General features: G+C 42.4%; 15 protein-coding genes and 2 pseudogenes. 4 read left to right on the top strand and 13 right to left on the bottom strand.

The window, feature by feature from the left end:
- Positions 1-415: 415 nt before the first annotated feature.
- Together FTT87_RS09735 and FTT87_RS09730 are read right to left on the bottom strand one after the other, a co-directional pair.
- Positions 416-1948, bottom strand: coding sequence for an aspartate aminotransferase family protein (locus tag FTT87_RS09735; protein ID WP_180174789.1), 1533 nt, complete (start codon positions 1946-1948; stop codon positions 416-418).
- A 3-nt stretch (positions 1949-1951) separates the two neighbouring features.
- Positions 1952-3325, bottom strand: coding sequence for a diaminobutyrate--2-oxoglutarate transaminase (locus FTT87_RS09730; RefSeq protein WP_086196113.1), 1374 nt, complete (start codon positions 3323-3325; stop codon positions 1952-1954).
- A 475-nt stretch (positions 3326-3800) separates the two neighbouring features.
- On the opposite strand from FTT87_RS09730, the gene FTT87_RS09725 reads away from it, so the two are divergent.
- Positions 3801-4505, top strand: coding sequence for an SIMPL domain-containing protein (locus tag FTT87_RS09725; protein ID WP_180174788.1), 705 nt, complete (start codon positions 3801-3803; stop codon positions 4503-4505).
- Positions 4506-4643: 138 nt separating this feature from the next.
- Here the strand turns inward: FTT87_RS09725 and FTT87_RS09720 are convergent, their stop codons facing one another.
- Positions 4644-5081: an Sbal_3080 family lipoprotein gene (locus tag FTT87_RS09720; RefSeq protein WP_180174787.1), complete on the bottom strand. Its 438-nt coding sequence runs from the start codon at positions 5079-5081 to the stop codon at positions 4644-4646.
- Positions 5082-5463: 382 nt separating this feature from the next.
- Positions 5464-5688 (bottom strand): hypothetical protein, encoded by a 225-nt coding sequence (locus FTT87_RS09715; protein ID WP_180174786.1) that lies wholly within the window; start codon positions 5686-5688, stop codon positions 5464-5466.
- 41 nt (positions 5689-5729) lie between these two features.
- Here FTT87_RS09715 and FTT87_RS16240 point away from each other — a divergent pair.
- Positions 5730-5807, top strand: a pseudogene (locus FTT87_RS16240) (arsenical resistance protein ArsH); the annotation flags it as partial.
- A gap of 72 nt (positions 5808-5879) precedes the next feature.
- On the opposite strand, the gene proB reads toward FTT87_RS16240, so the two are convergent.
- Together proB and cgtA are read right to left on the bottom strand one after the other, a co-directional pair.
- Positions 5880-7013, bottom strand: coding sequence for a glutamate 5-kinase (proB, locus tag FTT87_RS09710; RefSeq protein WP_086196117.1), 1134 nt, complete (start codon positions 7011-7013; stop codon positions 5880-5882).
- A 29-nt stretch (positions 7014-7042) separates the two neighbouring features.
- Entirely contained in the window at positions 7043-8257 is a 1215-nt protein-coding gene (cgtA, locus tag FTT87_RS09705) for an Obg family GTPase CgtA (RefSeq protein WP_180082747.1), read from the bottom strand.
- Between the two features lie 269 nt (positions 8258-8526).
- Between cgtA and FTT87_RS09700 the strand changes: the two genes are divergently transcribed.
- A complete protein-coding gene (locus FTT87_RS09700) occupies positions 8527-9720 on the top strand; it encodes an MFS transporter (protein WP_180174785.1) in 1194 nt (397 codons plus the stop codon).
- Positions 9721-9777: 57 nt separating this feature from the next.
- Here the strand turns inward: FTT87_RS09700 and FTT87_RS09695 are convergent, their stop codons facing one another.
- The 6 genes from FTT87_RS09695 to uvrB all read right to left on the bottom strand — a co-directional run bounded on the left by FTT87_RS09695 (position 9778) and on the right by uvrB (position 16573).
- The gene (locus FTT87_RS09695; protein ID WP_180174784.1) at positions 9778-10389 is read right to left on the bottom strand and encodes a hypothetical protein; all 612 of its coding nucleotides are present in this window, start codon (positions 10387-10389) and stop codon (positions 9778-9780) included.
- Between the two features lie 29 nt (positions 10390-10418).
- Complete coding sequence (locus FTT87_RS09690; RefSeq protein WP_166167111.1) at positions 10419-10793, bottom strand: helix-turn-helix domain-containing protein; 375 nt, start codon at positions 10791-10793, stop codon at positions 10419-10421.
- A gap of 204 nt (positions 10794-10997) precedes the next feature.
- Positions 10998-12455 carry a glyceraldehyde-3-phosphate dehydrogenase gene (locus FTT87_RS09685; RefSeq protein WP_180044578.1) on the bottom strand — a complete coding sequence of 486 codons (1458 nt, stop codon included), beginning with the start codon at positions 12453-12455 and terminating at the stop codon, positions 10998-11000.
- A 268-nt stretch (positions 12456-12723) separates the two neighbouring features.
- Entirely contained in the window at positions 12724-13653 is a 930-nt protein-coding gene (gene rarD, locus FTT87_RS09680; RefSeq protein WP_180174783.1) for an EamA family transporter RarD, read from the bottom strand.
- A 147-nt stretch (positions 13654-13800) separates the two neighbouring features.
- Positions 13801-14388 carry a lipocalin family protein gene (locus FTT87_RS09675; RefSeq protein ID WP_180174782.1) on the bottom strand — a complete coding sequence of 196 codons (588 nt, stop codon included), beginning with the start codon at positions 14386-14388 and terminating at the stop codon, positions 13801-13803.
- 160 nt (positions 14389-14548) lie between these two features.
- Positions 14549-16573, bottom strand: coding sequence for an excinuclease ABC subunit UvrB (gene uvrB, locus FTT87_RS09670; RefSeq protein WP_180174781.1), 2025 nt, complete (start codon positions 16571-16573; stop codon positions 14549-14551).
- A gap of 182 nt (positions 16574-16755) precedes the next feature.
- Between uvrB and FTT87_RS09665 the strand changes: the two genes are divergently transcribed.
- Positions 16756-17544 carry a hypothetical protein gene (locus tag FTT87_RS09665; RefSeq protein ID WP_180082740.1) on the top strand — a complete coding sequence of 263 codons (789 nt, stop codon included), beginning with the start codon at positions 16756-16758 and terminating at the stop codon, positions 17542-17544.
- A gap of 129 nt (positions 17545-17673) precedes the next feature.
- Here the strand turns inward: FTT87_RS09665 and FTT87_RS09660 are convergent.
- A pseudogene (locus tag FTT87_RS09660) lies at positions 17674-17781 on the bottom strand (IS5/IS1182 family transposase); the annotation flags it as partial.

Genomic DNA, 17781 nt, shown 5'->3' with positions numbered 1-17781 from the left:
TCTGGATTTCTTTTCTATCTGTATCAGGCTTTCTCTGTCCCGTCTCAAAGTTACACTACTCTAATTTTTACCACCACTTGTCCAAATCTCTGAAATTCATAAACATGATTTTGTCATATAGTCAAAAATAAATAATGACAATGATATGACCATAAACATTAAAACAATTAAAAATTCTAATCCTGATTGACCCGCTCACATGGTCTTTAAAGAACATGACTGGGACTTGCTTGCAGAATACTGGTCTCTAAAAAGTTTTAGTCTGTAATTTACAGCTTGAATTTAAAGCAAAACTTTTCAACCACATCTCTTCCAATCAGATCAATATTGATACCTCATAAATCAAATGAGGTTGTACAATCTTAAATAAAAAAAAGGAGACCGTATGGCCTCCTCATTTCACACAGACAATCAATTAATCAATTGCAGGCGTATATGTACCATCCGCGATTGGACCTTTGATACGATCAGCCTCTGCAAGCACAAGGCCAAGCAGGTTCTTCACGTTATCTAAAGTCGCAACTGGACTAAGTGTAGTCATCTTCAAGGATTGAACCTGACCCACTTTAGTCACGCCAATATTCGCTTCACCGCGAGCAAACAGTTCATCCGCAACGTTCTGGTTCAATGTATCTAACAATTCAGCAGGATAGCCTGCTGGCACTACACGGAACAAGACCGAAGCAAATTGCGGTTCAACCAGAAGCTCTAAACCATCAGTCGCTTTAATATAATCAGCAACATCACGGGTCAGTTTCACGCCATGATCGATCATTGAACCGTAAAGCTCTTCACCCAATGCTTCAACCGTCATCCACAATTTCAATGCATCAAAGCGACGTGTTGTTTGCAGTGATTTAGACACCAGGTTTGGCACGCCATGTTCTTCATCATAAGCAGAGTTCAAGTACTCAGCTTCATAATGCATGAAACGGTAGTTCGCTTCGTCTTTCAGCAAGAACGCGCCACAAGAAATGGTCTGGAAGTAATGTTTATGGAAATCGAGCGTCACGGAATCAGACAACTCAATGCCATCGAGCATAGAACGGTAGTCATTAGACAGAATCAGTGCACCACCCCAAGCTGCATCGATGTGCATCCACGCGCCATATTTGTTGGTGATTTCACGAATCTGTTTTAATGGATCAATCGCACCGGCATCGGTCGTACCTGCAGTAGCAACTACACATGCCACGATCTTGCCTTCAGCTTGAAGGTGAGCCATGGTTTTTTCCAGTGCATCGACATCCATCTGTGCATTTTCATTTACAGGAACAGTGACTACGGACTGGAAGCCCATGCCCATCATCGCCATATTCTTTTGCACAGAGAAGTGTGCATTTTCAGAACAGATGACTTTGACATTACGCATCGCATCCGCAGGAATACCATCGCGCTGAACTGACCACGGATTGCCGTTTTCATCTTTCCAGTTTTTCGCAATGCAGGCATCACGCGCAAGCAGTACACCCATCAGGTTCGACTGGGTACCGCCAGAGGTAAATACACCTGCCTGACCTGAACCATAGCCGACTTTTTGACGCAGCCAGTCAATCAACTGCACTTCTATCAATGAACCGGCAGGGCTTTGATCCCATGAGTCCATAGACTGGTTGGTTGCATTAATCAATACTTCTGCAATCTGGCTTGCCACCATGGTCGGGCAATGCAAATGTGCTAACGAGTGCGGATGATGAACTTTCAGGCTTTTGTTTAAGAAAAGCTCAACCATACGTTCAAGCGATTTGTGTAGACCCATGCCTTCTTTTGAAGGATGAAATGCAATTGCACTGCGTAGCTCTTTAATGCTGCCGCCGGTGTACATTTTGTCGTTTTGCAACCATGCAGAAACGGCTTTTACCGCTTCGTCCATTGCTGACTGATAGTCAGCAATGGAACCTGCATCATTGCAGAATAACGCTTTACGGTGTTCTGCAAAATCTACCATGCCTTATGCACCTCGAACTGCAACAAGCGCTTCAGCAATTGCTTTCTTAAAGCGGGCAATCACTTCAACACATTCGTCTTGGGTGATGATAAGCGGGCAAAGTAAACGAATCACAGTACCGTTACGACCACCTTTTTCTAACAACAGTTTGTTATCGAAACATGCAGCCTGGATTGCAGCAGCCAATTGAGAATCACCAGGGAATGAACCCATATGATCTGCTTTTTGACGTTCGTCAACGATTTCAATACCGATCATCAAACCACGGCCACGTACGTTACCGAGACATGGGAATTCCACTGCTAATTTTTTCAATTCAGCTTGTAAGAAATCGCCACGTTCTTGCGCATTTTGTGCAAGATTTTGTTCTTTGATGGTTTTGATGGTCGCAAGACCTGTACCCATCGCCAATTGGTTACCACGGAAAGTACCGGTGTGACCTGCTGGCTGCCAAGCATCAAATTTACGTTTAATACCCAGTACTGCAAGCGGCAAGCTACCACCCACAGCTTTAGACATTACGACCACGTCAGGTTCAATACCCGCATGTTCAAAGGCAAACATTTTGCCTGAACGTCCAAAGCCTGCTTGAACTTCGTCAAGAATCAACACGATATTGTGTTTTTCAGTCACTTCACGGATTTTCTTCAACCATTTAACCGGTGCAGTCACCACACCGCCTTCACCTTGAATCGCTTCAAGAATCACAGCTGCTGGCTTGGTTACACCGCTTTCTACATCTTCAATGAAGTTTTCGAAATAATAAGTCAAGGCATCAACACCCGCTTCACCGCCAATGCCTAATGGGCAACGGTATTCATGCGGATATGGCATAAACTGTACGCCTGGCATCAAGCCATTGACTGCATTCTTCGCAGACAGGTTACCTGTCATTGCCAAAGAACCGTGTGTCATACCGTGATAGCCACCTGAGAAGCTGATCACTGAGCTACGACCGGTATAAGTTTTTGCTAATTTAATTGCTGCTTCTGTACCGTCTGCACCAGACGGACCACAGAACTGTAGGCAATACTCTTCCTTCCCACCAGGGAGCTGTTCAAGTAATGCTTCAGTAAATGCATCTTTTAAAGGTGTCGTTAAATCTAAAGTATGTAATGGAAGACCGCTTGCTAGCGTATCTTGGATACTTTGAATTACCGCAGGATGATTATGGCCTAAAGCCAATGTTCCTGCCCCAGCTAAACAATCGAGGTACTCTGTACCTTCAACATCAGTAACCCAACAACCTAAGGCTTTTGCTATCGCTAACGGCAATTTACGTGGATAGCTACGAACATTGGATTCCATCTGGCTTTGGCGAGTCAAATAGTATTCGTTAGTAGACTTAGTGGCAGGATTTACAGAAGAAACGCTCATATCGAATTACCATCTCTGATATGGGTTGAAAGAAATAAGTCGGGTGACTTGTGGTCCTTTGACTCGGTGCTTTATAGAATCTAGTTTGACGACTTGATTTATACATCATAACTAAACGGCGGATGATACAGAATTTTTCAATAAAATAAACAAGTTTTATGACTTTATCTGCCCAAAACCGATCAAAAAAATATATCAAGCCAATTCTTAGATTGAATTATCATCTTACAGTGTGACAGACTAAAGAAAACCTTATTTTTATACTTTTTTTATGCAAAAGATTGAATGAACGTAACTGTTCAAGTTAAATCAATTTAAGTGATTAATTTTTAAATATTTTATTTAAAAGCCTTTTTTATAAGATCAATCAAACCATTTACAATCTTGACACAAAGTCTACAAAAAATCCTCATGAAGTAGCGATACCATGTTTATTAAAGGCTGAAGTTTTCTTTACAAAAAATAGGTAAAAATAATGCGATATTTAACTCTCTCCTCTCTAGTACTTACTAGCCTACTTTCAACAGCTACCTTTGCGCAGCCAACAGAGCAGCTGAATTATAATTTAGTCAATGTCCAGGCTGAAGCCACTCGCCAGATTTCCAATGATGAAATGTATGCGGTTTTATATATTGAAAGAAGCAAGAAGCAGCCAGCTGAACTTTCTGCACTCATCACACAACTCATGAATCAAGCCATTGCAGCATCGAAAAAATACCCGCAAGTGAAAGTTGAAACGGGTACACAGAGCACTTATCCGGTGTATGACAATGACAGCCAGAAATTGAAAGAATGGCGTGGCCGGGCTGAAATTCGCCTAAAAAGTACCGATTTTAAAGCCGTCAGCCAGTTGATCAGCGAATTGCAACAAAACTTCCAAACCCAGTCGATCAACTTTACCGTTTCCGATGCAGAACGTAAAAAAGTGGAAAATGAATTGATGGTGGAGGCATCGAAAAACTTTCAGCAACGCGCACAAATGTTAACTTCGGCCTGGAATAAATCAGGCTATCAATTGGTCAACCTCAACCTGAATACCAATAACTACTACCCACAACCGGTAATGATGCGTGCCAATATGGCGAAATTTGCAGGTGCTGAGGCCGCTGATGCGCAAAATGTTGAGGCCGGTGAATCAAAAATTACAGTTAATGCCAATGGTTCGATTCAGTTTAAGTAAATATTTAAGATTCATTTAAAACCGTGTAAACACACGGTTTTTGCTGATAGTGTTGCTCTTAATCTTCTCCCCTCTATCTTTACAGCTAAATCAAGTGTGAGACGGCCTAAAGAGGGTGATGGCCGCCGCTAATTTATTCTATTTCTTGGCATCAACAAGCTCATCTACTAGCTCATCAATCTTTGTATCTGTACTGCGCCATTTATTCAAAGCCAAACCGCCTTTGCCTTTCAACTTAAACTCAGCCTCAGAAACAACTTGCCCTTCTTTCATTAATGTGAATTTTGCATAACTCATGTAGGTCACAACATCCCATGTGCGCAATGCAGTGTAGTTCATCGTGGTTTCACATAATGCCGTTTTGGAATTTTCAGGATAAATGCGTGCATTGATATTGTATCTTGCGAAACTACGAACTATTGAGTCATCAAATCCGGCAATTGTAACCTTAGGATTATTGATCACACATATTTGCTTAATGGTCTTTGGCTGAAATCCTTCGTTATTTTTAACCTGAATTGATGTGCAGCCAGATACAGCCAAACCCAAAGCACTTAATGCTAATAATTTTTTCATAATACCCCCTTATAGTAAGAAAATAAGATACTAATTTATTGAATAAAAAGAAACTAGACTACATTGGAATAGCATAAAGGAACCAAGCCTAAGTCAACCCTTTCACCATAGGAGTATCTTAATTCGACATAAATAATGTTACATCTACATCTTTCGCACCTTTCGACGATATATATACTTTTGAGAAATTTCCGAAGGCTTGCTCAATTCGTCTACTGATAAATAACAAACCTCGTTTTTTCGGTAACCTGACCAAAACATAAATTCCTCATAGCTAAGAATTTTTCTGCCTCAGCTATTGTTCGATCACTGATGCCATTCAGAACTAACTCTGCCCAGAACTCGTCTCGGTTTTCAATTCCTTTTCCTGTTTTTCAGCAAATTATTGCAAACCTTTAAATCCAGAAACTTCAGAAAACACCTGATCTGCGAGCGATTGAGTGAAATTTTCTTCAACCTGTTCAGTTGTGAATATTGCACCACCCACCTCATCAACACGCGTCAGTGCAATCCAGTCAGCAATTACACTTTTATCGCCTTCATTCTCAAGACATGGCACATCAATGTCTTCTTCTGTTTCGTAACCGAGTTCCAATTTTTTTTGCACATTGAACTGCTTCAACTGCAGTTGCATCGTCTTCGTGATAATACAACTGTGACCGATATTTTGAACGGGTTGAAAGTGCGGAAGAGCTGTCAAAACGAGTGAACCAGAAAGATATTTAAGCTGGCTAACTTGCTAGATAGATATAAAAAATCCCGCTCTAAAGCGGGATTTTCAAGCTATAAACTATGCAATTAGTAAATCGCCATATGATTGCGGTGAATCATTTCCAGCGAACGTGCTTCACCTAACACCTGATGCACTTTATCAGAGGCCAGACCTTTGACAATTTCCGCAGAACGTGAACTGAAGTTGACGCGACCAACAGCAATGCGATGACCCTCTTGGTCTACACACTCCACCACATCACCACGCTCAAAGTGACCTTCCACCGCTTTTACCCCTACAGGTAACAAGCTGCGGTGATTGTCTTTAATCGCTTTGACTGCACCATCATCAAGAACCAGACGACCAGCAGTTTGTAGATGTGCCGCCAACCATTGCTGATGTGCGGTAATACGGTCATTGTCAGTAATAAACAAAGTACCTAACAATTCACCCGACATTAAGCGAGCAAGCACATTATCACTTTCACCACTGGCAATCAGGGTTGGACAACCCGATTTTGCCGCCAGACGCGCAGCACGGACTTTGGTCAGCATACCGCCACGACCAAATTTACCGCCACCACCGGCCATATCAAACAGGCTTTCATCCAAAGCACGCACGGTATGGAACAGTTTGGCATTCGGATTAGAACGTGGATCGGAGTCAAACATGCCTTGCTGATCGGTCAGGATAATCAGCAAATCGGCATGCACCTGACCTGCCACCATAGCGGCCAAGGTATCGTTATCACCAAAGCGGATTTCATCAGTAGAAACCGTGTCATTTTCATTGATCACGGGAATCACACGCCAGTCAATCAGGTTCTGTAAGGCATCACATGAATTGAGATAGCGACGGCGGTCTGCCAGGTCATCGTGAGTCAATAAAACCTGCGCCGTTTGAATGGAATGATTTTCCAGAACACTCGACCAGGTTTGAATCAGCCCCATTTGACCAATGGCAGCACAAGCCTGAAGACTGGGTAGATCGGTGGGTCGATTCTCAAGTTTCATTCGCACCATACCTTCAGCCACAGCACCGGAAGACACCAGAATAATCTCATGTCCTGCATTGTGCAGATCTGCAATCTGTTTCGCCCAATGCGAAATTGCATCCAGATCTAACCCTGTTCCGTTTGCTGTGAGTAAAGATGATCCGATTTTAACAACGATTCGTTTACAAGCCTTGAGCTGACGTTGCCCATCTACCACTTCTATCATCTTGTCCTCAGTTACTCTTATTGCAGAGCTTAACGTACGTAGTACACTTCCATTTCACCATCATCACCGTCTTCATCATCATCGTCATCACCTAGAATACCGGCAAGACGCTGTTGACGACGCATCTCACGATACGCTTCTTTCGCTGCGATGGTTTGTTCACGTGTTTCAGCTTCAAGCTGGTCACGGAACGCTTTTAATTGTGCTGCGTATTCTGGATCTTCAGCTTCGAGTTCACGTTGTTTCTCGATTTCATCCATGAGGTAATACACAACTTCTTTAGTCCCTTCAGACATGAGGCCTGAAGTTTTGAATACCGGACCTGTCCATTGCATTTCCTCAAGAAGATGCTTACACCATTCTTCACGCGTATCTTCGTCAAGTTGGTCAACCTTGTTCAGCACCAGTACCACTGGCAATTTAGCAAGTGTTGGAGAGAATTTTTTTAACTCATTCAAAATTGCTTTGGCATTGTGTGCCGGATCTGAACCGTCAATAGGCTGTACATCAACAATGTGCAACAAAATACGGGTACGGGCCAGATGCTTAAGGAAACGAATACCCAGACCCGCACCTTCAGATGCACCTTCAATCAGTCCGGGAATATCGGCCATCACAAATGAACGGTGACGGTCGGCATCTACCACGCCCAGATTCGGCACCATGGTGGTAAATGGATAGTCTGCAACTTTTGGTTTTGCAGCAGAAACCGCACGAATAAAGGTCGATTTACCTGCGTTAGGCATCCCAAGCAAGCCAACATCCGCCAATACTTTAAGTTCTAGACGCACTTCACGGAATTCACCTTTAGCACCGTGAGTACATTTACGTGGTGAACGGTTGGTCGAAGATTTGAAGTGAGTATTCCCTAAACCACCTTCACCGCCTGCTGCAACCAATACACGCTGACCATCAGCGACCAAGTCACCGATGATATCGCCAGATTCTGTATCTACAATGGTGGTTCCAACCGGAACCAGTAATACGGTGTCTTCACCGCCGCGGCCTGCACAGTTTGCACCGCGACCATTTTTTGCACGTTCTGCACGGAATTTACGTGTATAACGATAATCTACTAGGGTGCTGGTGTCGTCGTCGGCCTGAATATAAATACTACCGCCACGGCCACCGTCACCACCATCTGGACCACCAAATGGTACGAACTTTTCACGGCGAAAACTGGCTACGCCATTGCCACCGTCGCCAGCCTCTACGGTAATGACTGCTTCATCAACAAAGCGCATGCTGCCAATCCTCTAAAAACTTTAAAACCCCATATTCTGCCATATTTTAAAGAATTTCTCGAATATATTTATTCAGCACTCCATGAAGATGACTGAATTCAGTTTTATTTTATAAACATCTATCAAAAAGCTGATGTTGTCCGATCTTTTTGCCAAGCAATTATTTTCCAACCGTTGATATAAATTAATGATCACATGATTGATTTTACTTATTTCAGAATCTGAACAACTCTCCTTATAGTGCATGCAGCGTTGTTTGAGTCCTGATCATGTCTTTGCCAAAACCTGAAACTGTCAGCCTTTTGTCATCACAATTTGTATTACTTATGGCAATCGCCTGCGGTTTATGTGCCGGTTCGGCTTATTTTAATCAGCCGCTAATTTATTCGATTGAAAAGAGTTTGAAAATTAGCACCAGTCAGGCTGGCTTAACCGTCGTGCTTGCCCAAATTGGTTATGTGCTTGGCTTAATGCTGTTAGTGCCTTTAGGCGACTTCCTGAATAAACGTAAACTTGTGGTCAGTTTGATGGTATTTGCTGCCATCTCGCAAATTCTGCTGTCATTGAGCACCACCCTTAGCACCTTATACCTTTTCACCCTGTGTGCCACCTTTGGGGCAATTTCCGCTCAGGTTCTGATTCCTTTTGCCTCAACAATTAGTCCACCAGAATCCAGTGCTGCAACGGTTGGAAAACTCATGAGCGGTTTGGTAATGGGGATTATCCTGTCACGGACCTTTGCCGGTTTTGTCTCAACGTACTGGTCCTGGGAAGGTGTGTATTTATCCAGTGGCGTGATCACCCTGCTGTTTGCTGTTGTGATGTGGAAAAAATTACCGAATACTCAACCTCAAACCGGCTTAACCATCTGCAGTATTTACCGTTCACTGTTTGCACTTGCCCGAAACAATCCACATTTAATCCGTCGTGCCTGTGCCGGTGCTTTGGGCTTTGGCATCTTGTCGATGGTATTTACCTCGATGACCTTTGTCCTAGGCAATGCGCCTTACTACTTTAGTGATTTTGAAATTGGCCTGTTTGGCTTGCTCGGTGTTATCGGGATTTATTCATCTAGCTGGTCGGGCAAAACCGTGGGGCGAGGCAAAGAAAATCTGGTCGCAAAACTGTGTATTTTTCTGATGCTGTTTTCATGTATTCCCCTGTTCTTTGCCCAGCAGAATATCTGGGTTTACGCAATTGGGGTTTTGATGAGTTATTTTGGTCTCACCGCCTTTCATGTACTAAACCAAAATCTGGTTTACCGGATTGACCTGAAAGCACGTTCACGGATTAATGCAGTCTATATGACCATCTATTTTTCGGGTGCAGCTTTGGGTTCGCTGGGTGCAGTATATGCATGGGAACACTTTGGGTGGATTGGCTGTGTCGCGCTTGGCTTGGGCTTTTCAATTGGAATTTTGCTGATTGACCGTTTTGATTTTAAAAAGATGAAGCAGGCTTAAATTTAAATGAAGGAATAGGTTAAAAGAGCCTGTTCCTTCTTAATCTTTAAAAGCACATTATTCAAACCGATAAAGCGAAATTTTAAGTAACAAATCTATAACTTGTTTGTGTAAGAGCATAAATCTGCTTGGATCACCTAATAAATACTTTAATGTTTCAATTTCTTCTGCTCTTTTAACCTCATCAATATCTAATAATATACCCGCTTCAATTTCCCATAATTGACTTAAGTATTTTTCTAAAATCTCCGAATCTTCTCCATGGTATGAAGCTTCAATTACATTTAAATCGTAATGATATTGGAGAAAAATATTTTGCAATTCCTTACACTTATCAAATATCAAAGCATTAGATTCATTTTCTTTATATTCATATTCTTTTAAGAACCAAGTTATAAACCATATATCTGCTGATTTTAATTCCATTATTTTTCTGATTTTTTGTGCTAATAAAGCACAATCTTCTAATCTCTTTTGCAAACTCCATTGCTTCAAACTTATGATTAAAACAATTGGGGCAAACATTGTCGCCGACCAAATCAAAAGGTTTGTTGCAGTAGACTTATCTTCTACAAACATTTGTATCAGCGCATAAAGTGCAATGCTGATAGCACATAAAATCCCATAGATCGCCAATAAAGTAGCAACCAAATTTTCAGATTTTTTCATTTATTGCTTCCCTCAAGACAATTTAATTCTTATTTAGCAATACGGTCTTTATTTTCCAAAATCTCAGGCAAACTCCGCTCTACCCAGCCAATCAAATAATTCATTTTTTCTGCTGCTTGCGAACCTAAAATGGTCAGCTGATATTCCACTTTGGGTGGCACCACCGGATAGACCGTGCGCAGGATAAAACCATCCTGTTCCAGCATTTTTAGCGTTTGTGACAGCATTTTTTCACTCACCCCTTCAATGCGCTGTTTCAGCTCACTAAAACGATGTACCCCTTCACTTAAACAACGTAGAACCAATACCGACCATTTGTTCGCGAGATGTTCCAATATTTCCCGTGATGGACATTCATTCGATAACACCTGCCCCAACAAAGGACTGATCGCATATTTACTCATTCAAGCTCTCTCCATCTGTATATTTTTATCTTTTACTTACTATTTTTAATGTACTTACCATTTGTAAGCTATCAGATTAGAATTTCGGCTACAAGTATCATTTTTTAATTAAATTCAGTAAAAATTTCTGCTTATAGCATGAGCTTAAAATAACGGCATAAAAAAGGAGCCTCTATAGAGACTCCCTTTTACTACTTTAACAAATTATGCATTTGTTTCAGCAGGAATTTTTGGGTAGCTTACGCCGCCCATCTGTTCTGCGATACGCAATACCTGGCAGCTATAACCCACTTCGTTGTCGTACCAAACGTAGCAAGTTAAACGGTTGCCTGAAGTGATAGTTGCTTGCGCATCAAATACACCTGCAGTACGTGAACCGATAAAGTCAGAAGATACCACTTCAGTTGAGTTGGTATAACCGATTTGACCTTGAAGATTTGAGTTGATTGAGATTTGACGAATGTATTCATTCACTTCTTCACGATCTACTTCTTTCTCAAGGGTTAAGTTAAGAATAGCCAATGAAACGTTTGGTGTAGGAACGCGTACAGAGTTACCAGTCAACTTGCCTTTAAGCGCAGGTAGTGCTTTAGCAACCGCTTTAGCAGCACCTGTTTCCGTAATAACCATGTTCAATGTTGCAGCACGGCCACGACGGTCAGCTTTATGGTAGTTGTCGATCAGGTTCTGGTCGTTTGTGAACGAGTGAACTGTTTCAACGTGACCATTCAGCACTTTGTATTTGTCTTCTAATACTTTAAGTGTTGGCGTGATAGCGTTAGTCGTACAGCTTGCAGCAGAGATGATAGTATCTTCATCAAGAATGTCGGCTTGGTTCACACCGTATACAACGTTCTTCATGTCACCTTTACCAGGTGCAGTCAAGATTACGCGTGCAGCGCCTGGGCATTGAAGGTGTTGAGCAAGACCTTCAGCATCACGCCATTTACCAGTGTTATCAATCACCAGTGCATTGTTAATACCGTAAGCAGTGTAGTCCACTTCAGATGGGCTAGATGCATAGATCACTTTAATGAAGTTACCGTTTGCAATAATGGCTTCGTTTTCTTCATCAACTGAAATTGTGCCTTGGAACGGACCATGGATAGAGTCGCGACGCAGCAATGAAGCACGTTTTTCCAAATCACCATCAGATGATTTACGCACCACGATTGCTTTAAGATTTAAACCACGACCCAAACCTGATTGACCAATGATTAAACGCGCAAGAATACGACCGATACGACCAAAACCGTAAAGAACAACATCTTTGCCTTCTACAACCTTCGCATTACCTGCTAAAGATTTCACTGCTTCAGCAACAAAAGCGTCTACGTCACCGCCTTTTTCCTTGAATTCAACAGCAAGTTTACCTAGATCAATTTCTGCTGAACCAATATTTTCAATTTTAGCTAAAGCTTCTAAAATCGGGAAAGTGTGAACCACAGAAAGCTCAACATCCATAACACGTGTACGGCGATGCGCTTTTAAAATCTGGATTACTGAACGGTTAACTAAAGAACGACCGTATACAGAAGTCACGATATTTTTTTCACGATATAGTTGACCAATCAGGGCAATCATACGTTCCGCGATTTCTTCACGGTTTTTCCAGCGACCTTGGTGCTCTGCATGTAGGGCGATGATAGTGTCTTTGCTCACAGCTACGTCCTCTAATTAATTGTATATCTAGGCATAAATTTCAAACCCGACAATTGTAAAGGAATTATCAGCAACTTTGAATCAAAAGCTGAATGTTCAACGTGCTTTTTACGATATATTCACTATAAATTTATAAAATAGTTGTAATTATTTTCATGATTTTACTGTTAAAAGATCAGAAAGCGATTTAAAAAGTGAAAGTATACTTTTTTGTTAAATGTTGCTTAATCAAACAACCTGAGTTTTTACCCAGTTTACCGACTGCAGTCTATTTCAAACGATCCTGATAGTTTTCCACATTTTGATTCAGTGCACGCTGTTTATGCTTTTGTTTGATGATATGAATTGTGCCCTCAATGACCAGCAATAAAACGGCAATCCAGATGGGGATATACGTCAGCCATTCTCCTGCCTCAACCCGCTCCCCTAACACAATAGAAGCAAAGGCCAAAAGCACGGGCTCGAGATAACTCAGCAATCCAAAAATCACAAAAGGCAAATAACGGCTGGCCAGCATATAACTGCCCAGTCCCAACGCACTTAAAAAACCCAGGCCAATCACGGCGATAATTAAATGTGGAAAATGAGCCATTAAACTCAGACTATCGCTATGCATAAAGCCCAAGTAAAAAGCCACTGGCAAAATGAGGCATAAATCCCACCAGAAACCGCCCAAATGATCCGTTTTAAAGACCCGGCGTAAAAAGAAATATAAGGGATAAGCCAAAGCGACATAAACTGTTTCCCAGGCGATACTGCCGATGCGCCAGATTTCGTGTCCTACCCCTAAAATGGCCAATATCACGGCAGCCAACTGCCATTTCGACAGTTTTTCCTTATAAAGCACACAACCCACCAGCACCATCACCAAAGGCAACAGGAAATACCCCAGTGAAACTTGCAGACCACGGCCATTAATGGGACCCCAGAGAAACAGCCACAGTTGTGTGGTACAAAGCAGGGAGCTAAAAATCAGCCAGATCAGGAACACAGGCTGTTTAACCATACGCTTAAAAATCTGGGAAATATGCTGCAAATCACCCGACCACCACATAAACAGGGTTAGAAAAGGCAGCGTGGCCAGCATGCGCCAGGCAAAAGTCTGTTCGCTGTCCAAAGGTTTTAAAAATTGCGTATAAAAATACAACACCCCAAAAGTAACGGATGCCAATACTGACAAAGCCAAGCCTTTATACATCTTTTACCTCAAGGGGATTATTCATTTCATGACTTTGCGAAACCATCCAAAATACTGGATCATTCAACTTTAAAATCGGAGCTATCTTAACAAATAAAAAACCATGCCTAAGCATGGTTTTGAACTTTTGTTAAAGTATGTAGTATGTTACCTGATCGTCTGCTTGGTATGAATCACATCACCCACGTCATAGCCCAACGACTTGGCATATTCCAAATATTCGTTGACGACTGCCTGATCAGGTTGTGGAGTACGGGACAATACCCACATGTATTTGCGGCGTGGTTCCCCCACTAATACCGTCTGATAATTCTCATCAAGCTTAAGCACCCAATAATCCCCTCGACCGAAGGGTAACCAGCGAATCGCCTCAGGCAAGAAACTGACTTTTAATTTGCTATTAAAAGGTGCATTTTCAATAAATGCCTCTCCACTCGACTGGGTGAGGTTACCCTCTTTGGTATAGCAGCGGTTATCTACAACCACATTGCCGTTCTCGTTCAGGGTATAGGTCGCGGTGACATCACGATCACACTTATTTTGAAAATACAGCGGCTTGCGAGCCACTTCATACCAGACACCCAGATATTTATCCAGCTCAACCTTTTCCACCGTTTGTAGTGGCTTGGTTTGCGCATATGCCATTGTCGCCATACCCAAACCCAGCAATACAGCTCCACCGACGGCAATTTTAGCCAGTTTATAGCCCGCTTTTGGAAGATTATCGCCTGTCATAAAAGTACCTTTCAGTCAAAATTTTAAATTCTTTAAGTGCTTACACATTTAAAAATAACGACTCCAACCCCACCATACTGTAGCGTTATGTAAGGTCTGTTGACATTTCATATATGGATTGCCAACAGACCTTAATTATTTTGCAATGAAAATCATCAAGCTAACTCAGCATCTGTGCCTTCAGACGAACTATTTCATCACGCAGTCGCGCTGCCTGTTCAAACTGCAATTCTTTCGAAGCTTTGAGCATCTCTTTTTCAAGTTTGGACAAATGTTTTGCCAGCAATTTAGGATCAGCCAAAATATGACGCTCATCGGCACTTAGGGCACGGGCCTGATCCGAAATCTTCTCGTCAATTTGGTCATCAGTCAGCACTTCACCGGTATCGATATCCTGGTTATTCTGACGCTTGGTACTGCGCGGTGTAATACCATGCAGGGTATTAAACTCAATCTGTTTGGCACGGCGGCGCTCAGTTTCATCCATGGCTTTTTGCATGGAGTCGGTAATGCGATCCGCATACAGAATGGCTTTACCATTCACGTTACGTGCAGCACGACCAATGGTTTGGATCAATGAACGTTCCGAGCGCAAGAAGCCTTCTTTATCGGCGTCCAGAATGGCCACAAGGGACACTTCCGGCATATCCAGACCTTCACGCAGCAAGTTAATCCCGACCAGTACGTCATGCACACCGCTACGTAGCTCATGAATAATTTTGGTCCGTTCTACGGTATCAATGTCTGAATGCAGATAAGCCACCTTGACGCCGTATTCTTTCAAGTACGAGGTTAAGTCTTCCGCCATGCGTTTGGTCAAGGTCGTGACCAGAACACGTTCATCCAGTTCCTTACGGATATTGATTTCCGAAAGCACATCATCGACCTGAGTCAGCACGGGACGAATTTCTATTTCAGGATCGACCAGTCCGGTTGGGCGAACCACCTGCTCGGCAATTTGCTGCGCTTTTTCCAGCTCATATTTTGCCGGTGTTGCACTGACATAAATCGTGGATGGAATAATACGTTCCCATTCTTCAAACTGCATCGGACGGTTATCCAGCGCACTTGGCAAACGGAAACCATAATTGACCAGATTTTCCTTACGTGAGCGGTCGCCTTTATACATGGCACCAATTTGTGGCACCGTGACATGCGATTCATCAATAATCAGCAAGGCATCATCGGGAATATAGTCAAATAAGGTCGGTGGTGCCTCGCCTGCCGGTCGACCGGACAAATGACGTGAATAGTTTTCGATGCCGTTGGTATAGCCCAATTGCTGCATCATTTCCAAGTCATAGCGGGTACGCTGTTCAATACGCTGTGCTTCCAGTAATTTGTCATTGGCCCTAAAGAAGCCTAAACGCTCCTGAAGTTCTTCACGGATGGTACCAATGGCACGCTGTAAATTATCCTTCGGAGTAACATAATGACTTTTAGGATAAATGGTCACACGCGGTACTTTACGCACCATTTTTCCGGTTAAGGGATCAAACCAGCGAATGGAATCGACTTCATCATCAAACAGTTCAATGCGGATGGCATCCTGATCCGACTCGGCCGGGAAAATATCAATAATTTCACCACGGATACGGTAAGTACCACGCAAGAATTCCAGTTCGTTACGGCTATATTGCATTTCTACCAGACGGCGAATAATGTCATCACGGCTGATCCGGTCGCCCTGCACAATATGCAGCAACATGCTCATATAGGCATTCGGATCACCCAGACCATAAATAGCAGACACCGACGCGACAATGATGGCATCACGGCGTTCGAGTAATGACCGGGTCGCTGAAAGGCGCATCTGGTCTATATGGTCATTAATCGCCGAGTCTTTTTCAATAAAGGTATCGGAAGATGGCACATACGCTTCAGGCTGATAATAGTCGTAATAGCTGACGAAATATTCAACCGCATTATTCGGGAAAAATGACTTGAACTCGCCATACAGCTGTGCAGCCAAGGTTTTGTTATGTGCCATGACGATGGTAGGACGCTGTAACTGGGAAATCACATTGGCCATGGTATAGGTTTTACCTGAACCGGTTACCCCCAACAACAACTGGTCGTGATAGCCTTTTTGAATACCTTTGACTAATTTTTCAATGGCTTGTGGCTGATCCCCCGCAGGCTGATAGCTGGTCACTAATTCAAAAGGTTGATGACTATCCGACATATTATTCAGCTTCTATACACTAATGCAGTTTGAATGATATGAGGGTTAAAGCTCAACATTCAATATCAATCTCCTGATATTTAGCGAGGGACTCATATAAAGAAAATTCCAACATTTTTGTCTTGACCGCATGTGCATTCAATAGCAACATGAGACAAAGCCTCATGATCACAATAAAGCCTATGACTTACCATTACCATGACGAAAGTATTGTCAAAAATCTACCGGAAGATACCGTTTTTGTCTTTGGCAGCAACATGGCAGGAAACCATGCAGGTGGGGCTGCGCGTACTGCCCTGCAATATTTTGGCGCAATGCAAGGCGTAGGACGTGGCTGGTCAGGTCAAAGTTATGCCATTCCCACCATGAACGAACATTTGCAACAGATGCCCTTGTCGCAAATTCAGCACTATATTGATGACTTCAAGATTTATACCAAAAATCATCCGAAAATGACCTATTTCATTACCTCGGTGGGTTGTGGCATTGCTGGCTATAAAACCGAAGAAATTGCCCCAATGTTTAAGGGTATTTCACATAATGTGATTTTTCCCATTTCATTCCGTCCTTTTGTAGAAAGAGCCTTACCCAAGCTGACCCGTCATTTTCTCAGAACGGTATTTACCGATGAGGTCATCTTCTCCTCCCCAGATGAAGATATTACTGCCTCTTTAGATTTATCAGAAAATGAAAAAAGTGCCGCCCGAATTATTCTCAATACCCAAATGTACCCAACCGACAGTAATGGCCGGGACCGAAATTTTGAAATTTCAGACATTTTGCATGTGTTAAACGGTAAGATTTTTGACTGGCAAGACCATTCAGAAGGTTCGATGATGTTTGGCGGAGTCATTCTGGCTTTGCTTGAACTCTACAATATCAACGAAAAAGACTTTATGGATGTCTGGCAAGGTGAACGTGAAATTTCTGCGCCTAAGCCAGAAAACAAGGCCCGTAGAGCTAGTCGCTAAGCTTTAATCCTATTTCATAAAACCGATCTTGAAAGCCAGTTCCTGAATTGGCTTTTTTTATCCACCTGATTTTTTATTTTGAGATACCCTACTCATTAAAAATACATATTAGATCTCTTGCGAAAGTCATTATTGAAAATTTATCCGGTTTACCAGTGCAGCGATTAAGTTAATGCGTAAACCGAATCTTTTCCGTCTATTTCGATAGCGTTCACTTAATATTCTAAATGTTTTCAA

The organism is Acinetobacter sp. YH01022, from assembly GCF_013420235.1.
Taxonomy (GTDB): Bacteria; Pseudomonadota; Gammaproteobacteria; order Pseudomonadales; family Moraxellaceae; genus Acinetobacter.
This window is presented reverse-complemented; position numbering and strand designations above follow the sequence as displayed.

What these genes read in the sequence shown, in the direction of transcription:
- FTT87_RS09730 (WP_086196113.1), bottom strand. Translation starts at nt 3,325, where the DNA reads ATGAGCGTTTCTTCTGTAAATCCTGCCACTAAGTCTACTAACGAATAC.
- cgtA (WP_180082747.1), bottom strand. Translation starts at nt 8,257, where the DNA reads ATGCGCTTTGTTGATGAAGCAGTCATTACCGTAGAGGCTGGCGACGGT.
- uvrB (WP_180174781.1), bottom strand. Translation starts at nt 16,573, where the DNA reads ATGTCGGATAGTCATCAACCTTTTGAATTAGTGACCAGCTATCAGCCT.
- FTT87_RS09695 (WP_180174784.1), bottom strand. Translation starts at nt 10,389, where the DNA reads ATGAAAAAATCTGAAAATTTGGTTGCTACTTTATTGGCGATCTATGGG.
- FTT87_RS09665 (WP_180082740.1), top strand. Translation starts at nt 16,756, where the DNA reads ATGACTTACCATTACCATGACGAAAGTATTGTCAAAAATCTACCGGAA.
- proB (WP_086196117.1), bottom strand. Translation starts at nt 7,013, where the DNA reads ATGATAGAAGTGGTAGATGGGCAACGTCAGCTCAAGGCTTGTAAACGA.
- FTT87_RS09725 (WP_180174788.1), top strand. Translation starts at nt 3,801, where the DNA reads ATGCGATATTTAACTCTCTCCTCTCTAGTACTTACTAGCCTACTTTCA.
- FTT87_RS09700 (WP_180174785.1), top strand. Translation starts at nt 8,527, where the DNA reads ATGTCTTTGCCAAAACCTGAAACTGTCAGCCTTTTGTCATCACAATTT.
- FTT87_RS09675 (WP_180174782.1), bottom strand. Translation starts at nt 14,388, where the DNA reads ATGACAGGCGATAATCTTCCAAAAGCGGGCTATAAACTGGCTAAAATT.
- rarD (WP_180174783.1), bottom strand. Translation starts at nt 13,653, where the DNA reads ATGTATAAAGGCTTGGCTTTGTCAGTATTGGCATCCGTTACTTTTGGG.
- FTT87_RS09720 (WP_180174787.1), bottom strand. Translation starts at nt 5,081, where the DNA reads ATGAAAAAATTATTAGCATTAAGTGCTTTGGGTTTGGCTGTATCTGGC.
- FTT87_RS09690 (WP_166167111.1), bottom strand. Translation starts at nt 10,793, where the DNA reads ATGAGTAAATATGCGATCAGTCCTTTGTTGGGGCAGGTGTTATCGAAT.
- FTT87_RS09735 (WP_180174789.1), bottom strand. Translation starts at nt 1,948, where the DNA reads ATGGTAGATTTTGCAGAACACCGTAAAGCGTTATTCTGCAATGATGCA.